Below are 18803 nucleotides of genomic sequence, written 5' to 3'. Positions count from 1 at the left end.
GGCGCGGGCATTACCACGCGGGCGAAGCCGGCTTGCCCGTCGCGCCCGGGGTCGTGCCCGTCGCCGGCGTGCCCGGAGCGTCGGCGGTCGCGGCGGCGGGCCGCTCGGCTTCGGTCGCGGTCGAGGCGCCACCCCAGCCACTCGCGGCCGCCGGCGGCGCGCTCGCGGCCACCGGCGCGGCCTTCCACGGCCCGCCGTTCGCCACCCACACCGCGCCCAGCGCAACCGCCACCGCAACCACGAAGGCGATCACGCCGCCGCCCTTCGGCGCCGGGGGCAGCTCCGCCACCGGCACCTCGGCCCAGCCCGTCACCATCGGCTTGACGAGGTCATGCCGCTTGACGACGCGGTGGAAGACGATCGCCGCAAGATGCAGCGCCACCAGCCCGATCAGCAGGTTGGCGAACTGCTTGTGCAGCGTCGTGATGCGCGCCGCGACCTCCTCGTCCACCAGCTCGAACAGCGGGCCGGTGAAGGTGATGTCGTCATTGCCGAACAGCCCGCTCACCGCCTGCGCCGCGAGAAAACCGAGCAGCGCGAACACCGACAGCGCGCCGAGCGGGTTGTGCCCCACGCCCTGCCAGCGCCCCTTGAGATAGGCCGCCAGCCGCGCCGGCGTCGGCGCGAAGCTCAGGAAGCGCGAATGCGTCGAGCCGACCAGCCCCCACACGAGCCGGAACGCGACCAGCCCGACCACCGTGATGCCGGCCGCCGCATGCACTTCCATCAGGCTGCCGCCCAGCTCGCCGGTGACGAGCGCCGTGCCCACCGCCGCGACGAGCGACCAGTGGAACAGCCGCAGCGGCAGATCCCAGACCCGCGTCCGCGCGAGGGCGGCGCGGGCGTCATTGGCCGCGCGCGGCGGCACGGCGCCGGCGGGCGGCGTGGCGACCGGCGCGGCGGTGCGGGCGGAGGCGGCGCCGTCCGCGGGACGGCCCGCGTCGGCGGCATGCGTCGTCATGACCGTGGCTCCGGCTTACTGCGCGGCGGCCGTCGCGGCGGGCGCGGCGGCGGCCTGGCGCACCGGCGCCGTGATGCGCACGATCGTGCCGCCCTCGGCTTCGTAATCCTGCGAGCCGGCCGCGCCCGCCACCTTGAAGCCCTTCTTGGCGAGCAGGTCGCCGACGGCGCCGGCGCGATGCGCATGGTTGGACACGGTGATGATCTGGCGGTCGCGCGGGATGTAGTCGAGCTGCTGCTCGATGTCCTTCACCTGCACGTTGAGGAAGACGGGCCAGCTGCCCTTGCTGACGATCTCATCGGGGCGGCGCACGTCGAGGAAGATCACCTTCTTCGGGCTGGCGACGAGCTTGTCGATGTCGGCGCGCGTCAGGCGCCTGGTCTTGTAGTTCCACACGTCGGCGGCCGGCGCGGTGGCGGCGGGCGCGGCCGGGGCGGCTTCCTGGGCGTGGACGGCGGTGGCCGAGACGGCGAACAGCAGGGCGGCGGCGAGGGAGGAGGCGAGCTTCATTGCAAAGGCTTTCAGTGTCATGGGACTGAAGCGCCCTTGTGCAACTCCCGGGCCACGCTCGCCTGCCGTCCGCAGCCGGCGGAACCCGCCTTTGAACTGCTGGATTTGCAGCAGCCATGGTGTTTCGACAGCACGCCGGCGCCGCCCGCTTGCTGCGCGAGGGCCAGCGCAAGCCCCGTAACCGCCTGAAACCGCATGGCATGGACGCTGCTGAAAGGGTCCGGTTGAACCTTCGCGGCAGCCCCTCCTCCATGTGGATCGTCAAGCTCGCGCTCCGGCGCCCCTACACCTTCATCGTCGCCGCACTGCTCATCGTGCTGGCGACGCCGTTCGCGCTCAGGCGCACGCCGGTCGACGTGTTCCCGGACGTGGACATCCCGGCCGCCGCGATCCTGCTCAGCTACAACGGCCTGTCGGCGCGCGAGATGGCCGACCGCATCGTCATCCCGGTCGAGCGCAACCTCGCCAACTCGGTCAGCGACATGGAGCATGTCGAGTCGCAGACGGCGGGCGGGCTCGGCATCATCAAGGTGTTCTTCCAGCCGACGGTCGATCCGGCCGAGGCCATCGCGCAACTGGTCGCGAGTACCCAGGCCTCGCTGCGCTCGCTGCCGGCGGGCAGCACGCCGCCCACCATCGTCAAGTACTCGGCGTCCAACCTGCCGATCATGCAGCTCGGCGTGAGCAGCAAGGTGCTGACGGAAGGCGAACTCAACGACGCCGCCTTCAACGAGCTGCGCACGCGGCTGGTGACGATTCCGGGCCTCGCCATCACCGCGCCCTTCGGCGGGCGCTTCCGTCAGGTGTCGGTCGATCTCGACGGGCCGGCGCTTGCGGCGCGCGGCCTCACGCCGGTGGATGTGGTCAACGCGCTGTCGGCGCAGAACCTCATCCTGCCGACGGGCACGGCCAAGCTCGGCGACACCGAATTCAACGTCGCGCTCAACGGCTCGCCCGCGACCATCGCCGCGCTCGGCGACATCCCGATCCGCAAACTCGGCGGCGGCACGGTCTTCATCCGCGACGTGGCCCATGTGCATGACGGCAGCCAGGCGCCGCAGACCGTGGTGAGGCGCGACGGCGAGCGCGGCATGCTCATGACCCTGCTCAAGAACGGCAAGGCCTCGACGCTCGACATCCTCGACGCCGTGCATCGCGCGCTGCCCAAGGCCGTCGAGGCGATGCCGCCCGAGGTGGAGGTATCGCAGCTCGCCGACCAGTCGCGCTTCGTGCGCGCGGCGGTGTTCAACGTGGTGGAGGAAGCGGTGATCGCGGCGAGCCTGACGGTCGCGCTCATCCTGCTGTTCCTCGGCAACTGGCGCAGCACCGCGATCATCGCGGTCAGCATTCCGCTGTCGATCCTGAGCGCGGTGCTGCTGCTCCACCTCACGGGCCAGACCATCAACGTGATGACGCTCGGGGGGCTGGCGCTCGCGGTCGGCATCCTGGTGGACGACGCGACCGTCGAGATCGAGAACGTCGAGCGCCATCTGCACATGGGCAAGGCGCCGCATCAGGCCATCCTCGACGGCGCGGCCGAGATCGCGACGCCGGCCTTCGTCTCGACGCTGTGCATCTGCATCGTCTTCCTGCCGGTGTTCCTGCTGAGCGGCGTCGCGCACACGCTGTTCGTGCCGCTCGCGCTGTCGGTCGTGTACGCGATGCTCGCGTCCTGGCTGCTGTCGCGCACGCTGGTGCCGACGCTCGTGATGTACCTCATGCGCCAGCGCAACCGGGGCGGGCCGGCGCCGCGCGCCACGCCGCTGCGGCGCGTGCATCTGGCCTTCGATGGCGCCTTCGAGCGGCTGCGCGCCGGCTATTCGGCCACGCTCGCGGGGCTGCTCCAGCACAAGCTCCTGTGCGGCGGGCTGTTCACGCTGTTCTGCCTCGGCTCACTCGCGCTCGTGCCCCAGCTCGGCCGAGATTTCTTCCCGACCGTCGACGCGGGCCAGGTGCGGCTGCATGTGCGCGCGCCGGTCGCCACGCGCATCGAGGAGATGCCGGCGCTCATCGACCGCGTCGAGGCCGAGATGCGTCGCGTCGTCGGCAACGACGAGATCGCGAGCCTCGTGGACATCGTCGGCGGCCCCTACTCGCCGTTCAACACGCTCTACAGCAACAACGGAACCTTCGATTCGAGCGACACCGAGATCCTGCTCAGCCTCAAGCCCGGCCATGCGCCGACGCGCGAGCACATCCGCGCGCTGCGCGCCGCGCTGCCGCGCGCCTTCCCCGGCATGGAGTTCCAGTTCCAGCCCGCCGATCCGGTCGCGCAGACGCTCAACTTCGGTCTGCAGGCGCCGATCGACATCCAGTTCAGCGGCAACAAGACCGCCGAGAACCTGGAGCTGGCGACCGAACTTATGCACGAGTTGCGCGCGATCGACGGCGCGGTGGACGTGACGCTGTTCCAGCGCTTCAACCGCCCCGCGCTGGCGCTGGAGATGGACCGCGCCCGGCTGCTGCAGGGCGGCGCCCAGGCGCGCGACCTCGCGCAGAACCTGCTGGTACAGCTCAGCGGCAGCTACCAGACCGCGCAGACGCAATGGCTCAATCCGGCCAACGGCAACACCTACAACGTCTCGGTGCAGACGCGCCAGCACGAGGTGGACAGCCTCGACGCGCTGCTGCGGCTGCCGGTGTACGGGCCGGGCGCGGCCGACACCACGAGCGCCGGCGGCGGTGCTGCGCCGCGCGTGCCGCAACTGCTCGGCGACCTCGTCAGCGTCAAGCCGATCGCCCAGCCAGCCGTGGTCTCGCGCTACAACATGACGCCGGTGATCGACCTGTACGCGAACGTCGATGGCCGCGATCTCGGCCGCGTGCATGACCAGATCGCCGAGCGCATCGAGGCATTGCGCGCGCGCCTGCCGCGCGGCAGCGACATCACCGTGCGCGGCCAGGTGCAGACGATGAACACCGCCTTCGGCGAGCTAGGCCTCGGCCTCGCGCTCGCGGTGGCGCTGGTCTATCTGCTCATCGTCGTGAATTTCCAGAGCTGGCGCGACGCCGCGATCATCCTCGCCGGCCTGCCGGCGGCGCTGGCGGGCATCGCCTGGATGCTGTTCCTGACCGGCACCTCGCTGTCGGTGCCGGCGCTGACGGGCGCGGTGATGACGATGGGCGTGGCGACCGCCAATTCCATCCTCGTCGTGAGCTTCGCGCGCGAGCGGCTCGCGGCCGGCGTGCCGGCGCTGCGCGCCGCGCTCGACGCCGGCGGCACGCGCCTGCGCCCGGTGATGATGACAGCGCTTGCAATGATCACCGGCATGCTGCCGATGGCGCTCGGCGCCGGCGAAGGCGGCGAGCAGAACGCGCCGCTCGGCCGCGCCGTCATCGGCGGCCTGGCCTTCGCGACCATCTCGACGCTGGTGTTCGTGCCGCTGGTGTTCGCGGGCGTGCACGGTCGGCGCGAGCGCCGCGCCCGCCTGCGCGGCGATGCGCTGCCGGTCGCGTCCGGCACCGGCGCCGCCGTCCCCGCCATGCCCCGCGCCGCCGACGGCGCCGCCCTGAGCGCCGACCTTTCCTCCGCCCTGCCCTCCTCCGCTTCGACATGACTTCCCAAGACCCCGTGGCCGCGCATCCGCGCGCGCTGCGCCGCGCCGGCTGGATTGCCGGCGCCTTCCTGCTCGCGCTCGCCGGTGGCGCCGGCCTGCGCCTCGCGGCCTCGGCCAGGCAGGCGCAAAGCCTCGACGAAAGCACCCGCGCCGCCGCGCCGCGCAGCGTGCTCGTCGGCCATCCGCGCCCGGCCGAGGGCGCCCGCGCGCTCGCGCTGCCGGGCAGCCTGCGCGGCGCGAGCGAGGCCGCGATCTATGCGCGTACCAGCGGTTATCTGCGCGGCTGGGACCGCGACCTCGGCGACCGCGTGCGCCGGGGCGAGCGGCTGGCCTTCATCGACGCGCCCGAGACCGAACAGGAGCTGGCCCAGGCCCGCGCCGCGCGCGAGCAGGTGCTGGCGCGGCTGGGTCTTGCCGAAACCTCGCTCGCGCGCTGGCGCGACCTGCGCGAGCGCGACGCCGTCTCGCAGCAGGAAGTGGACGAGCGCGCGGCCGCGCTGCGCCAAGCGCGCGCCGACCTCGCCGCCGCCGACGCCAACATCCGCCGGCTGGAGCAGCTGCTGTCCTTCCGCAGCATCGTCGCGCCCTTCGACGGCGTGATCGCGCGCCGCAATGTGGAGGTGGGCGCGCTCGTCGGCGCCGGCAACGCGGGCACGGCGCGCGAGCTGTTCCGCATCGTCCAGACCGATCCGCTGCGCGTGGCGGTGGCCGTGCCGCAGGCGAATCTGGGCGCGATCGCGGTCGGGCAGGAGGCGACGCTCAGGCTGCTCGAACGGCCGCAGCAGGTCATCAAGGGCAAGGTCGCGCGCCGCGCGGGCACGATCGACCCCGACAGCCGCAGCATGGTCGTCGAGGTGGATGTGCCCAATCCCGACGGCAAGCTGCTGCCGGGGGCGTATGTGGAGGTGAGCTTCGTGCTCGGTGGCGGACGCGGTGGCGCGGGCGCGCCGGGCGCTCCGGGCGGCTCCGGCGGCAAGCCCGCCGACGCCGTTGCAAGCACTGGCAAGCCGGCCGGCTCGCCCGACGGCGCCGCCGCGCCGCGCCCGCTCGTCGTGCCGGCGAGCGCGCTGCAATACCGCCAGGACGGGCCGCGCCTCGCGCTCGTCGGCGCCGATGACCGCGTCGAGCTGCGCGACGTGAAGCTTGGCCGCGATCTTGGCCGTCAGGTCGAGGTGATCGCCGGTCTCAAGCCCGACGACCGCGTGGTGCTCAATCCGCATGACGCGATTCGTGCCGGCGAGCAGGTGCTGCCGACCGAGGCGCCGCCGGCCGGCCCGAGCGGCGCGCGGCCATGACGCGCGCCGCCTGCCTCGCGCGGCCGCTCGGCGCCGCGCTCGCCCTTGCCTGCGTCGCCCTGGCCGGCTGCGCGGGCGCGCCGACCGCCGTCGTTCCGCCAACCCTGCCCGTCGCGCCCGCGAGCTGGCAGTCGCCGCTGCCCTGGACGCCCGCCGCGCCGGCTGCCGCCGCGTCGCGCGGCGCCTGGTGGCGCGTGTTCGACGACGCCACGCTCGACGCCCTTGTCGCGCGCGGCCAGCGCGACAACCCCGGCCTCGCGGTGCTGGCCGCGCGGCTGCGCCAGGCCGGCGCCGCAAGCGCGTTCGCGGGCGCCGCCACGCTGCCGCGCCTCGACGCCAGCGCACGCGCGACGCGCCAGCGCAGCTCGGCCAACCGGCCCGGCGGCAGCTATGGCGCGACGCTCTCGTCCACGACCCAGAACGACCACGCGCTCGGCCTCGCCGCGAGCTGGGAGGTCGATCTGTTCGGCCGCATCGACAACGAGATCGCCGCCGCCCGCGCCACCGAGGCCCAGACCGCCGCCGATCTCGCCGCCGCGCGCCTCGTGCTCGCGGCCGACATCGCCGCGAGCTACTTCACGCTGCGCCAGATCGACGCCGAACTGGCTGTGCTCGCGCAGAGCATCGAGGCCCAGCGGCGCGCCGTCGCGCTGCTCGACACGCGCCATGCCGGCGGCGCCGCCTCTGGCCTCGACCTCGCCCAGCAGCAGGCTCAGCTCGACGCGACGCGAACCACGATCGACCTGCTGCGGCGCCAGCGTCCGCTGGTCGAGCATGCGCTGGCCAGCCTCGTCGGTGCGACGCCGGGCGAGGCGCTGGTCGCCGCGCGGCCCGCTGCCGACGCGACGGCCGCCAGCATCGGCGCCGACGCGCCCGCCACCGCCCTGCTCCCCGCCGCGCCGCCGCTGCCGCTCGCGCTGCCGTCAGAAGTGCTGCAGCGCCGGCCCGACATCACCGCCGCGCAGCAGGCGGTCGCGGCGGCCAACGCCCAGCTCGGCATCGCCGGCGCCGGCTTCTATCCGAGCCTCGTGCTCGGCGCCAGTGGCGGCCTCGACAGCCGCGCGCTCGCCGCGCTGCTCGACGCGCCGAGCCTGCTCTGGTCGGTCGGCGCGAGCGTCGCGCAGACGGTGTTCGACGGCGGCCGCAACCGCGCCCGGGTCGAGTCCGCGCGCGCCGGTCAGGACGCGGCGGGCGCGAGCTATCGCGCGGTCGTGCTGCGCGCCGTGCAGGAGGTGGAAGACGGCCTCGCCGGGCTCGACGGCCTCGGCCGCGCCGCCGCCAGCGCCGATGCCGCCAGCGCCAGCGCCGACCGCGCACTCGCCATCGCCCAGGCCCGCGAAGCCGGCGGTCTGGCCACCTGGCTCGATGTGCTCACCGCGCGCCAGCGCGCGCTCGACGCGCGCCGGCAGGCAGTGCAGATCCGCGGCCAGCAGCTCGTCGGCACGGCCGCGCTCGTCAAGGCGCTGGGCGGCGGCTGGGACGCTGCTGCCAATGCGACAGCGCTTGCAAGCCCTGAGTCCTTGCCAGCATCGCAAGCCGATTGAAAGGCCGCCAACTGCTGCGAAAGCAGCAGAAAACAATGGCACGGCTCTGGCGTAGAGGGCTGGGTGCTCCTCCCGTGAGCCTCGCAACGCCGTCGCCGCGCGCGACGCCCAACCCGTACAAGGAATCAACGATGAAAGCCCCCAGCCTCCTGCGCCGCGCCCTGCTTGCCGCCGCCATCGGCGTCCTCGGCAGCAGCGCCATGGCCAAGGACATCACCCTGCTCAACGTGAGCTACGACCCGACGCGTGAGCTCTACCAGGAATACAACGCCGCCTTCTCCAAGTACTGGAAGGCCAAGACCGGCGACAACGTGACGGTCAAGGCCTCGCACGGCGGCTCGGGCAAGCAGGCGCGCGCGGTCATCGACGGCCTCGAAGCCGACGTGGTCACGCTCGCGCTCGCCTACGACATCGACGCCATCGCCACCGAAGGCGGCAAGGCCGTCGCCGCCGACTGGCAGACGAAGTTCAAGAACAACAGCACGCCCTACACCTCGACCATCATCTTCCTGGTCCGCAAGGGCAATCCCAAGGGCATCAAGGACTGGGCCGACCTCGTCAAGCCCGGCGTCGCCAGCATCACCGCCAATCCCAAGACCTCGGGCGGCGCGCGCTGGGCCTATCTCGCGGCCTACGGCTACGCGCTCAAGGCCAGCAACGGTGACGACGCCAAGGCGCGCGACTACATCAAGAAGGTGTTCGCGAGCGTGCCGGTGCTCGATTCGGGCGCGCGCGGCGCGACGGTGAGCTTTGCCGAGCGCGGCATCGGCGACGTGCTGTTCTCGTGGGAGAACGAGGCCGACCTCGTGCTGAAGGAATTCGGCGCCGACAAGTTCGACATCGTCTATCCGTCGGTGTCGATCCTGGCCGAGCCGCCCGTGGCCGTGGTGGACAAGGTCGTCGACAAGCGCGGCACGCGCGAGGTCGCCACCGCCTACCTCGACTACCTGTACTCGCCCGAAGGCCAGGAGATCGCCGCGAAGAACTTCTACCGCGCGAGCGACCCGACCGTCGCCGCCAAGTACGCGTCGAAGTTCCCGAAGATCAGCCTGTTCAACATCAACGACGTGTTCGGCGGTTGGACCAAGGCCCAGAAGACCCACTTCGCCGACGGCGGCGTGTTCGACCAGATCTACCAGCCGAAGTGACGACCACCGCCTGATCGGCCCGCGCGGCCGGCCCGCGATGCCGAAGGGCGCCGGACAACCGGCGCCCTTTTCTCTTGCCCGCGCAAACCGGCGCGCCCGCCCGCCGCCACGGCCGAGGCGAACCGGGCATGGCCGCCACCCGTCAGCGGACAGGGCGGCACTGAGCCGAATGCAGCAGCAGCTTGGTTTCCAGCAGCGCCGCACGGCCCGGCTTGCTGGCATGCAGGCAGCCGCGCACCTGTCCTGCCCGGTCTTCCGCAGGCCGCTGGTGCTTCACGGGCAGGACACGCAAGTCACTGTTTGCTAAAGGAAAGCTGGCTGTTTTCGTCATCGTCGGTTGCAGTTGTTTCGGTCCTGTTTCGGCATGGCACGCGGATCGCTAAAAGCGGCATCCCAAAGCCATTTTTTGCCGCACCGGCCAACTACATGAACCCGTATTCGACCCTTCGCCCGACGGCGACCGGCGCCGCGCGCCGCTTCCGTCTCTCGCCCATCGCACTGGCCGCCGCCAGCCTCGCCGTGCTCGCCTGCAATCCCTTGCAAGCCGCCGAGGATGACAAGAAGCCCGACGCCGACGCCGCCGAAGCCCCCGCGCTTGGCGCCGTGACCGTGCGCAGCCGCAACCGCATCGAGAAGCTCCAGGACGTGCCGCTGTCGATCTCGGTCGTGCAGGGCCAGGAACTCGAACGCCTGGGCGCCTACGGCATCGACGCCATCACCAAGCGCGCCGCCAACGTGTCGTGGAACCAGGGCAACCAGCGCACCAGCAGCCTGTCGATCCGCGGCCTCGGCAAGATCGGCCAGACCGAAGCCCAGGACCCGAGCGTCGGCGTCATCGTCGATGGCGTGAACTTCGCCTACAACGCGCTCACCTCCAGCTTCGACTTCGTGGACGTGGACGCCGTGGAAGTGACGCGCGGCCCGCAGGGCACGCTGCTCGGCAAGAACACGAGCGTGGGCGTCATCAACATCACGACGCGCCGCCCGAGCTTCACGCCGAGCACCGACTACGCGATCCAGTTCAGCCAGCGCCAGGGCCTGTTCGCGACCGCCGCCGTCGGCGGCCCGGTGGTGGAAGACCTGCTCGCCTGGCGCGGCACCTTCTCGGCCAATCGCCAGCAAGGCGACATGACCAACGCCTACAACCGCGACATCACCTACACCAACACCGACCGCATCTCGGGCCGCGTGCAGTTCCTGCTCACGCCCACGCCCGACTTCAACGCGCGCTTCGCCTTCGAGCTGCAACCGCGCGCCGGCGAAACCACCAACCGCCGCGAGCGCTACACGCCCACGCCCGCCACCTATGCCAACGGCAGCCCCAACAACGCCGTCGACAACGGCACGCGGCTCGCGCGCCGCTGGTTCACGCAGAACAGCGGCTACACGCTCGACGACTACTACGCCGGCATCAACAACGACAACCAGCGCCCGATCGTGACCGGCAGCCGCGGCACCTCGGCCGAACTCAACTGGAAGCTCGGCGAGGGCCACACGCTCACGTCCATCACCGCCTACAAGGACTACCACTTCAACGCCGTCAACGACGAAGGCACGCCCTTCGACGTGATGCGCAATTCGGGTGGTTTCTGGAACGACTACCGCCAGCTGAGCCAGGAGCTGCGCATCTCGTCGCGCACCGGCGGCCTGGTCGACTACCAGGCCGGCGTGTTCCTGATGGACGTGAAGAACGTCGCCAACTACCAGCGCTCATGGGGCAATGACGCCGGCGCCTGGTGGGCCAGCAACGGCCAGTACAACCGGCTCGATGCCGACGGCGCGGGCCGCGCGCTGATGGCCGCGTCGCTCGCCAACCTGAACATGTATTACAACTCGCCGGCCGGTTCGCAGAACATCCGGAACAAGAACGCCGCGATCTTCGCCCAGGCCAACTGGCATCTGAGCGAGCCCCTCACGCTCACCACCGGCCTGCGCTTCACGCGCGAGAACCGCAGCAACGAGAACAGCAGCTACATCCTCAGCAACGGCAGCGCGCCCGAGCTGAACCCGTCGGTGGTCAACGGCGTGGCGCTCGGCGGCTTCGACTCGTACTACAACACCGGCAACTCGACGCGCTGGGTGCTGAACGGCAACGTGGTGCCGGCCGGCACGCCGGGCGCGGTGCAGGTGGGCGCGGGCCAGGTCGCGCTGACGACCGATTCCACCAACGCCGCCGCCTCGGCCGCCGCGCTGGCCCAGGCCAACGCCGCCGCGCAGCGCTACTTCAACGTCGCCACCTGGGCCGCGCTGAGCGACGCGCAGAAGCGCCAGCTCGCCGATGCCCAGGCGATCCGCAAGTCGCAGATCGGCGTGGTGTTCAACCGCGTCGAGGCCAAGACCTACAACTCGACCCAGCCGGCCCTGGTCATCAGCCCGAGCTGGAAGCTCGACCGCGACCTGACCGCCTATGCCTCCTACCAGCACGGCGAGAAGGCCGGCATCTCGCAGGTGGTCAACGGCATATCGTCGCCCGTGAAGGCTGAGAAGACCGACAGCTACGAGCTGGGCCTGAAGTCGGTGCTGCTCGACCGCACGCTGGTGCTCAACGCCGACGTGTTCCTCATGAACATCAAGGACTACCAGCAGGCCGTGCGCGTGCTCGACGCCTACACGACCACGCTCAACAACGACGGCACCAACTACTGGACCTCGGCCACCGGCAACGTGCCCAAGGTGCAGGTGAAGGGGCTGGAATTCGACGGCGTGTACGCGGGCATTCCGCGCACCCAGCTGCGCTTCTCGGGCGCCTGGAACCGCGCCGTGTACAAGTCCTTCACCAACTCGGCCCAGCCGGTCGAGAACGGCTGGACCGGCGCGCCGGCCTACCGCGACGTGAGCGGCCAGCGCATCGCGGGCGCGCCGCTGTTCAGCGCCAACGTCGGCATCGACTACCGCCAGCCGGCCTTCGGCGATCACGAGTTCCACACCAGCGCCAATGCTGCCTACACGTCGAGCTACAACTCCGACGTGTCGCTGTCGTCGTATGCGGTGATCCCGTCGAACTGGCTGGTCGACGCGGCCGTCGGCCTCGGCGCGCGCAACAAGAGCTTCGACGTGAGCGTCGTGGTGAAGAACTTGCTCAACGACGACACCCCGCGCTCGAAGACCTGGAACAGCTATGTGCCGGCGGTGCCGCGCACCGTGGGCATCCTGTTCACGAGCAAGCTCTGAGCGACGGGCCGGGCCGCCGCGAGGCGGTCCGGCGGGCGGCGCGGCCGGCGGGGCGATCCGCATGGCCGTGATGCCGCCGACACGAGGCCCGCGTCCGGTTCCGGCTGGCGCGGGCCTTGTCACGTCCGGCGGAGTGGCGGGTTCGCGCCGCCAACGTCAACGCCGCAACCACCACCGCCGCCGTCACCGTCACCGTCACCGTCACCGTCACCGTCACCGTCACCGCCGCCATCGTCCACCGTCATTACTCGCGCGCGACCGGCCGACAAAAAAAGGCCCGCGCGACTCCCATCGCGCGGGCCCTGCCGCCACCACGGCTCACGGGAAATGGCCGGACGAGCCGCCGCCCGACCTTCCCGTCTCGCGCCGGACCGCCACCCCGCGGCCCGACGACGATCAGCGTGTGAACGCCACGTCGAGCGTCACCTGCACTTCATCGGCGCCGCCGGCCGAGCACTTCATGCGCTTGATCGCGGCCTGCACGTACTTGAAGTACTCCTTCGGGCCGGACACCGGCGCCACTTCCGTCACCTGATTGCCGCGCACCGTGAGCCGCGTGCGCACCGTGCCGACGATGCCGACGCGGTCGAACACATCCTCCAGCGTGCTCGCGAGCACGTTCTGGTAGCCGGGGCAGGCAAGGCTGATCTCCTGCTTCACGGGCTCGGGCCTGACCTCGGGCGCGGGCGGCGCGGGAGGGGCCGGCGGCGCGGGCGGCACCTCGCGCGGCGTCTCGTTCTGCGTGGCCTGGATCACCGGCGCCTGCTGCACCACGGGCGTCTCGGTCTTGGGCACGAAGGCCGGCGGCGGCGCCTTGGGCTGGGGGATGTCCTTGATCTTCTCGACCTTGGGCGGCGGGGGCGGAGGCGGTGGTGCCTCCTCGGGAATGATCGCCATCGTGATCGGCTTCTTGACGATCTCGATGGCCTGCCGCGCCAGCCCGGAGGCCAGCGCCCAGCCGATCAGCAGATGCACGGCCACCACCACGGCCAGGCCCACCGAACGGTTGCCGCCGCTCGTGCCGCCGTAGGTCTTGCGGCCCGCGCGCGCGGCGCCACCCGTGCGCAGCTCCGCCGGGATGAGTTGAGGCAAGGCATTCGCGCTCATGGTTTCCTCACTTGTCGATGAACTGCTCGCTGCCGATGACTCCGAGCTTCTGCAGTCCGGCCTGGTTGATCGCGACCATCACGTCGGCGAAGGCGTCGTACTTCGCCGCGCGATCGGGTCGCACATGGATTTCCGGCTGGGCCGGTTGCGCGGCGGCGGCGCCGAGCTTCGCCTTGAGATCGCTCTCGTCGGCCACGGCCACGCCGTTCCACAGCACATGGCTGGCGCCGTCGATGTCGATGCGGACCACCTCGGGCTTGATGTCGCTCGGCGGCGGATTGCCGACCGGAAGGTTGAGATCGACCGTGTGGAGCTGGATCGGGATGGTGATGATGAGCATCACCAGCAGCACCAGCATCACGTCGATGAGCGGCGTCGTGTTGATGTCGGCCACCGGCAGTTCGTCGGCCACCGGGCCGCGCCTCTTGCGTGCGAAAGCCATGGTCATCCCTTCGGCGGCGGTTCGGTGATGAAGCCGACCTTCAGGATGCCGGCGCGCTGGCAGGCCAGCAGGATGCGGCCCACCGCCTCGTAGTTGCTGCGCGAATCGCCGCGCACGTGGATCTCGGGCTGGGGGTCGAGCGCGGCGATCTTCTTGAGCCTTTCGACCAGCGCGTCGGTGCCTTCCACCTTCGCGTCGAACCAGTAGATGCCGCCGCTCGTGTCGACCGACAGCACGATGTCCTCGGGCTTGCTCTCGATCACCTGGTTGCGCTGCTTGGGCAGCTCGACCGGCACCGAGTAGTTCACGACCGGGATCGTGATGAGGAAGATGATCAGCAGCACCAGCATCACGTCCACGAGGGGCGTGGTGTTGATGGCCGATACCACGTCGTCCTCGGCGCCGGCGGCGGGAATGTTGATGGCCATGTCGGGCTCGCTCTGGCGGAATCGTCAGGCGGCTCAGGCCGGCTGGAGCTGGGCGCCGGCCTCGACCGCCTTGCCGGCGGCGGGCACGCCGGTGGCGCCGGTCGCGGCGCCGCCGCTCAGCAGCACCGAATGCAGCTCGCTGGAGAAGTCGCGCACTTCATCGAGCGCGGCGACGTTGCGGCGCACGAGCCAGTTGTAGCCGAGCACCGCCGGCACCGCGACCGCGAGGCCGATGGCGGTCATGATCAGCGCCTCGCCCACGGGGCCGGCCACCTTGTCGATGCTGGCCTGGCCGGCAGCGCCGATCGCGGTGAGCGCGTGATAGATGCCCCACACCGTGCCGAACAGCCCCACGAAGGGCGAGATCGAACCGACGGTGGCCAGCACGCTCAGACCGCCGCTCAGGCGGCGCTGCACGCGCTCGGTGGCGCGATGGATCGACAGATCGACCCAGTCGGCGAAGTCCACATGCGCATGCAGGCCGCTGTGACGGCGGCTCGCTTCGAGACCCGATTCGGCGATGAAGCGGAAGGGGCTCGACTCGGTCAGCCGCGCCACGCCGGCCTGCACCGTGCCGGCGCTCCAAAAGTCGTTGCTCGCGGCCTTGGCCTGACGGTTGATGCGGGCCTGTTCGAGCAGCTTGGTGATGATCACGTACCAGCTGCCCGCGCTCATCACGGCGAGGATCGAGAGCACGCCCTTGGCGACGAAGTCGCTCTGGGTCCAGAGCGCGCCGATGCCGTAGGGGTTGTCGACGGCGACGGCGGGCTCGCCCTGGGCGAAGGCGAGGCCGGCGGCGGTGGCGAGAGCTGCGGCCGTGGCGGCGCGCGCGAGGAGGCGATGGATCTTCATGGATGCGAGAGGTCGGTGTGTGTGGTGGAGCCACCCGGGCGCGCGGCAGGCAACCCACGCGATGGCCCGGATGCGGCTTTGCCGTCAGCACCCGCGTCCCCGGAGATGGAAGATGCATCCTGGGTGGGGCTTATGAAGCCTTGTGCAAGGAGCATCGGATCCTCCCGGCGATGCGCGGCGCGATCGGTGGGTGACCGAGTGTCGCAAGGGCCGCACCAGGCTCAAACCGCCGGAAAATCAGATGGTTATATGCGGGCGGGCAAAGTCTGGCGGCTGCGGTGCAGGCCGGCTGCGCAACTCACAGCACCGCGCGCCAATGGCTGCTCGGATTGCAGCAGCCGGTGCCGCGGCCAGCGCCGCAAGCGCTTGCAAGGCCCTCGACGCGGGGCGCCATCCGCCGCCGGCCCGCATCGCGCCGACACCGATGGCGCGGCCACGCCGCTTCGGCAAGCGCGCCGCGCGATTGCCGCCAACCGGAAATGAAGGCGACAACCGGGCGAAATGAAACTGGCGTTGCGACGGCAATCGGCAGTACGGCATTTCATATATGAGCGCGATTGCCGTTCACGCCGATCCCTGCCCGGAAATCGAATGGCCGCCGGTTTCTCAAGCCCTTGAAGCATGCAATTGCCGGTCATCTCAGACAATTGCGCCGCTGCTGCAATCTCAATTGAGCTGCGTCAAAGCACGCAATGCGCTGATGCGAGTGACGCAAGCCCGTGCGCGTGACCGCCGGTCATTCGGACCATGGCATCCACCGTCGTGTGAGGCCTTTCCAGCAATTCGCCTGTGCCGAATCGAGCATTTCGATGGAGGGCTGTTGAACATTCATCGCCGCATGCTCAATCCGCAAAAAGACCAATCGGGCTGGCGAATTGCCAGCATCGGCCTGCTGAATTGAAACGCCGGCCCTGCTGCAATTCCGCCAAGCCTGTTTCCGGAAATGAAAATGGCACGGCAAGTGCTCTTCAATTGTTTCAACCGATTTCTTGCAATCGCCAATTCAGGGGAAACAATGAAGACCGACATCCCGCAACCGCGCGTTGCGCAAGCCGCGCCGCTGCGGCACCTGCCGATCGCGGCGGCGCTGCTTGCCGTGTTCGCCCAGCCGCATGCGGGCTGGGCCCAGCAGGCGCCCGAGCCCGGCGCCGACGAGCAGAGCCTCGGCACGGTCACCGTGCGCCAGCGGCCCAAGCTCGAAAAACTCAAGGACACGCCGGCCTCGGTCGCGGTCGTGAGTGGCGCCGAACTCGACCGCGAACTTGCCCAGGATCTCGGCGCCATCACCAAGCGCGCCGCGAGCGTGTCCTTCAACCAGAACAACACGCGCGGCGCGAGCCTGTCGATCCGCGGTCTCGGCAAGCGCGGCTTTTCGGAGCAGCAGGACCCGAGCGTGCTGCTGACCGTGGACGGCGTGAGCTATGCGCTGACCCAGCTCGGCAACTTCGACTTCTACGACATCGACAGCGTCGAGGTGTATCGCGGCCCGACCGGCACGCGCGGCGGCAAGGGCGGCGTCGCGGGCGAGGTCATCGTCAACAGCAAGGCGCCGTCGTTCGCGCCCACGGCCGACTACCAGCTCACCTACGGCCAGCGCGACACCGTCATCGCCAAGGCCGCGTTCGGCGGCCCGATCGTCGAAGACCTGCTGGCCTGGCGCAGCTCCTTCATCGTCAACAAGGGGCGTGGCTACTACAGCAATTCGAGCAACGATCGCGGCACGCTGTCGCTCTACAACAAGGACCGCATCTCGGGCCGGACCCAGTTCCTGCTCACGCCGACGAGCGACTTCAAGGCCCTGGCCACGATCGAGATCGAGCCCAAGACCACGCAATTGCAGAACGGGCTAGCCAACTACGTCGATACCCCGCTGCGCTACGCCGACGGCTCGCTGGTCGATCGCAACGGCACCTCGGTGCGCTCCCTGCTCAACGGCTATACCGATTCCAGCGGCGTGTTCCACCAGCCGCGCGGCTGGTTCGCCAACCGCGGCCTGACCTACGGCGACTACCTCAACCAGCCGGTGCGCTCGGGATCGGTGAGCTTCGACCGTAGCGAGGGCCAGTACGTCTCGACCAAGGCCGGCTCGCTCAAGCTCGACTGGGACCGCGACGACTATGTGCTGACGTCGATCACGGGCTTTCGGAACTACACGTTCGATGCGCGCAACGACGAGGGCACGACCTTCGACGTGGCCAAGTTCGGCGGCGGCGGCGTGTACTACAACCAGCTGAGCCAGGAGTTCAAGGTCGCCAACAAGCCCGGCGGCTTCGTGGACTGGGTCGCGGGCGCCTATCTGCTCACGACGCGCAACACGGTCGAGAGCCATCAGGGCTATGGCAACGATGCCGGCGCCTGGTACGCCAACATCACCCAGTACGAACGGCTCGACACCAACGCCGGCACCAATCGCGGCGCCGGCCTCGCGCTGCTGCGCGATTCGCTCGACGATCTCTACACCGTCAGCCGCAACAACCTGCGCACCCGCAGCACCGCGCTATACGGCAACACGACCTGGCATTTCACCGACGACTTCAGCCTCGTGACCGGCCTGCGCTTCGGCCAGGAGCGGCGCAACTCGTCCACCTGGGCCTGGGTGGACAAGAACGGCGTCGGCAGCGCGCTCAACCCGGCCTCGACCCAGTACGGCCTGCTCAACAAGGACGGCAGCGGCCTTGGCGGCTTCGCGGCCGATGCGAGCGGCACGCTGGCGGCCGGCAACACGGCGAGCCAGCTCGCGGTGGCCGATCAGGTGGCCCAGCGCTACTACGGCGTGAACTATGCCGACCTGACCGCGCCGCAACGGCTCCAGATCGCCACCGCGCGCGCGATCCGCCTCGCGCGCATCAACAGCCTGTTCTCCGGCGTGAGCGGCAGCCTCAAGGACCATGCGCTGCCGACCGCGATCATCAGCCCGACCTACCGGTTCGACGAGAACCTCACGGGCTACGTGAGCTGGCAGTACGGCGAGAAGGCGGGCTCGGTGCTCCAGGTCAACGACCACAACAAGACGGTCAAGCCCGAGCGCACCAACGATTTCGAGATCGGCTTCAAGTCGAGCCTGCTCGACCGCACGCTCACGCTCAACGCCAACCTCTTCCTGATGAACATCCGCGACTACCAGCAATCGGTGGTCGAGGTGGACGCCTACCAGACCGCGCTGCAGGGCTCGACGCAGTACGTGTCGGTGCAGGGCAATGCGCAGAAGGTGCAGAGCAAGGGGCTGGAGGTGGACGGCGTGTACACGGGCCTGCGCAACGTGCAGCTGCGCTTCTCGGCCTCGTACAACGACGCGCAGTACAAGCGCTTCACGGGCGCGGGCAAGCCGTCGGAACTCACCTATCTGCCGGCGAGCTTCCTCGACCAGAGCGGCAAGACGCTCGCGGGCGCGCCCAAGTACCTCGTCAACCTCGGCGCCGAGTACCGCCTGCCGGTGCTGGGCAACAAGGTCTTCCACGCGAGCGTGAACAACGCCTACACCACGCGCTACAACACCGACGAACTGCTGTCGGAGTACTCGTGGGTCGCGGCGCATTCGACCACCGACTTCTCGGTCGGCCTGGGCACGGCGCGCAAGGGCTTCGATGCGTCGATCGTCGTGCGCAACGCTTTCGACGACCGCTCGCATGAAAAGGGCTGGACCAGCTACGAGCCGAACCCGTATCCGCGCTGGGTCGGGCTGGTGTTCACGGGCGCGCTGTAAGCGGCGCGGGGCCGGCGGGCAGCACGAGCCGGCCCCGACGGTCGCCCCGCACGGGCGCCGACATGACCTTCGCGGTCGTGTCGGC

Annotated in this window: 15 protein-coding genes; 8 read left to right on the top strand and 7 right to left on the bottom strand. The window is 70.1% G+C overall.

Annotation, left to right across the window (positions count from 1 at the left end):
- Nucleotides 1-10: 10 nt before the first annotated feature.
- The gene (locus H566_RS24425) at nt 11-961 is read right to left on the bottom strand and encodes a cytochrome b/b6 domain-containing protein (RefSeq protein WP_084544993.1); all 951 of its coding nucleotides are present in this window, start codon (nt 959-961) and stop codon (nt 11-13) included.
- Between the two features lie 15 nt (nt 962-976).
- On the bottom strand, nt 977-1471 hold the full coding sequence (locus tag H566_RS0110950) for a rhodanese-like domain-containing protein (RefSeq protein ID WP_034411455.1): 495 nt from the start codon (nt 1469-1471) through the stop codon (nt 977-979).
- Nucleotides 1472-1722: 251 nt separating this feature from the next.
- On the opposite strand from H566_RS0110950, the gene H566_RS24420 reads away from it, so the two are divergent.
- The 4 genes from H566_RS24420 to H566_RS0110930 all read left to right on the top strand — a co-directional run bounded on the left by H566_RS24420 (nt 1723) and on the right by H566_RS0110930 (nt 9015).
- The gene (locus H566_RS24420) at nt 1723-5028 is read left to right on the top strand and encodes an efflux RND transporter permease subunit (RefSeq protein WP_084544992.1); all 3306 of its coding nucleotides are present in this window, start codon (nt 1723-1725) and stop codon (nt 5026-5028) included.
- A complete protein-coding gene (locus tag H566_RS24415) occupies nt 5025-6323 on the top strand; it encodes an efflux RND transporter periplasmic adaptor subunit (RefSeq protein ID WP_051378643.1) in 1299 nt (432 codons plus the stop codon). The genes H566_RS24420 and H566_RS24415 overlap by 4 nt, the downstream gene beginning before the upstream one ends.
- On the top strand, nt 6320-7867 hold the full coding sequence (locus tag H566_RS24410) for an efflux transporter outer membrane subunit (protein WP_051378642.1): 1548 nt from the start codon (nt 6320-6322) through the stop codon (nt 7865-7867). Before H566_RS24415 ends, H566_RS24410 begins: the two co-directional genes overlap by 4 nt.
- A gap of 131 nt (nt 7868-7998) precedes the next feature.
- On the top strand, nt 7999-9015 hold the full coding sequence (locus H566_RS0110930; protein ID WP_028311476.1) for a sulfate ABC transporter substrate-binding protein: 1017 nt from the start codon (nt 7999-8001) through the stop codon (nt 9013-9015).
- 142 nt (nt 9016-9157) lie between these two features.
- Here H566_RS0110930 and H566_RS28955 read toward each other — a convergent pair whose 3' ends face one another.
- On the bottom strand, nt 9158-9346 hold the full coding sequence (locus tag H566_RS28955; RefSeq protein ID WP_156924393.1) for a hypothetical protein: 189 nt from the start codon (nt 9344-9346) through the stop codon (nt 9158-9160).
- A 95-nt stretch (nt 9347-9441) separates the two neighbouring features.
- On the opposite strand from H566_RS28955, the gene H566_RS24405 reads away from it, so the two are divergent.
- Entirely contained in the window at nt 9442-12186 is a 2745-nt protein-coding gene (locus H566_RS24405; protein ID WP_051378641.1) for a TonB-dependent receptor, read from the top strand.
- Nucleotides 12187-12302: 116 nt separating this feature from the next.
- Nucleotides 12303-12593: a hypothetical protein gene (locus tag H566_RS29620; RefSeq protein WP_156924392.1), complete on the top strand. Its 291-nt coding sequence runs from the start codon at nt 12303-12305 to the stop codon at nt 12591-12593.
- Here the strand turns inward: H566_RS29620 and H566_RS24400 are convergent.
- From H566_RS24400 to H566_RS24395, 4 genes are read right to left on the bottom strand one after another with little or no spacing between them, the layout of a single operon-like run.
- Nucleotides 12583-13293 carry a hypothetical protein gene (locus tag H566_RS24400; protein ID WP_051378640.1) on the bottom strand — a complete coding sequence of 237 codons (711 nt, stop codon included), beginning with the start codon at nt 13291-13293 and terminating at the stop codon, nt 12583-12585. The two genes, H566_RS29620 and H566_RS24400, sit on opposite strands and share 11 nt — an antisense overlap.
- Nucleotides 13294-13300: 7 nt before the next feature.
- Nucleotides 13301-13735, bottom strand: coding sequence for an ExbD/TolR family protein (locus H566_RS0110910; protein ID WP_051378639.1), 435 nt, complete (start codon nt 13733-13735; stop codon nt 13301-13303).
- Nucleotides 13736-13737: 2 nt separating this feature from the next.
- Nucleotides 13738-14163 carry an ExbD/TolR family protein gene (locus H566_RS0110905; protein ID WP_028311474.1) on the bottom strand — a complete coding sequence of 142 codons (426 nt, stop codon included), beginning with the start codon at nt 14161-14163 and terminating at the stop codon, nt 13738-13740.
- Between the two features lie 33 nt (nt 14164-14196).
- Nucleotides 14197-15015 (bottom strand): MotA/TolQ/ExbB proton channel family protein, encoded by an 819-nt coding sequence (locus H566_RS24395; protein WP_084544990.1) that lies wholly within the window; start codon nt 15013-15015, stop codon nt 14197-14199.
- A 547-nt stretch (nt 15016-15562) separates the two neighbouring features.
- Here H566_RS24395 and H566_RS28945 point away from each other — a divergent pair.
- Together H566_RS28945 and H566_RS0110895 are read left to right on the top strand one after the other, a co-directional pair.
- Entirely contained in the window at nt 15563-15916 is a 354-nt protein-coding gene (locus tag H566_RS28945; protein WP_156924391.1) for a hypothetical protein, read from the top strand.
- Nucleotides 15917-16030: 114 nt separating this feature from the next.
- Complete coding sequence (locus H566_RS0110895; RefSeq protein ID WP_028311473.1) at nt 16031-18718, top strand: TonB-dependent receptor; 2688 nt, start codon at nt 16031-16033, stop codon at nt 18716-18718.
- Nucleotides 18719-18803 lie beyond the last annotated feature (85 nt).

Source organism: Derxia gummosa DSM 723, assembly GCF_000482785.1.
GTDB classification, from domain to species: domain Bacteria; phylum Pseudomonadota; class Gammaproteobacteria; order Burkholderiales; family Burkholderiaceae_E; genus Derxia; species Derxia gummosa.
Note: the sequence above shows the minus strand (reverse complement) of the source record. Positions and strands in the feature narration are given on the sequence as shown.